The 832-nt window shown below is 38.2% G+C and carries 2 protein-coding genes; both read right to left on the bottom strand.

The window, feature by feature from the left end:
* Positions 1-232: 232 nt before the first annotated feature.
* Entirely contained in the window at positions 233-730 is a 498-nt protein-coding gene (locus IHO40_RS04225) for an invasion associated locus B family protein (RefSeq protein WP_225536908.1), read from the bottom strand.
* Positions 723-832 (bottom strand): sigma factor-like helix-turn-helix DNA-binding protein (locus IHO40_RS06100; RefSeq protein WP_368666772.1); only part of this gene is annotated, 110 nt, incomplete at its 5' end. The genes IHO40_RS04225 and IHO40_RS06100, both read right to left, overlap by 8 nt.

Below are 832 nucleotides of genomic sequence, written 5' to 3'. Positions count from 1 at the left end.
GTTTTAGACAGTAGATCCTAGTATCAACTGCTGGAATGACGAAAAAAGTCACTTGAATGACAAGAGAAGGAGAGGCACTTGGGCGGTACCGCCATAAGAAACCAGTGTCAGCTACTTGGATGACATAGTTTACTATGTAATCAAATTACAATACTTCTAGTATTCTGCGTTGCTCCTTAAAAATTCCTTACCATAGTGCAAAAGGTCTAGTTCAGAATAGATGCAAAACAGCTTATTTCGCGTGGCACAAATCGTGCATTTTTTGATACGCCTTTTGAAAACCAAGTAGGGAATAAGTGTCATCAACAGTTGCTGTTTTTGCTTTTCCATTGACTACCACTGATAATCCTTGTTTCATCTTGAGAATTAGTTCTTGATCTGTTTTTGTACGTTCTGCCCATGCGAGACTCCCCTGTATTATGGGCAATATATATTTAACTCTTTTATCTACATTAAGAACTACAGGCTCCTTATCGTACTGAAAACCAGAGGTAACGCTGACCTCATCTGCTTTTTTATCGACATAACTGACCATTACATATGGCTTGCGGTCAGTTGTATAATGCTCACTTTTTTTCTTAGGGTAAGACACGATGTAGCACACTTTTTCTCCATCTTCTAATGCAGTATACACAAGCCAATCCTTATATTTTTCTTTCAACTGCACATCACTGACCGATGCGAGAGCGCCTACTGAAAAAAATGTTAAAAGTACAAAAAACCTACGCATGCAAGCCAAATTTTAAACTCTCCGATTGTATATGTTGTCTTACCTTACTCATCGCCTGCTCAGCTAGCTGTCTTATTCTTTCTCTTGAAACACCATATTTTT

Source organism: Wolbachia endosymbiont of Mansonella ozzardi (genome assembly GCF_020278625.1).
Classification (GTDB): Bacteria; Pseudomonadota; Alphaproteobacteria; order Rickettsiales; family Anaplasmataceae; genus Wolbachia.
The sequence above is the reverse complement of the archived record's forward strand: the minus strand, read 5'-3'. Positions and strand labels throughout refer to the sequence as shown.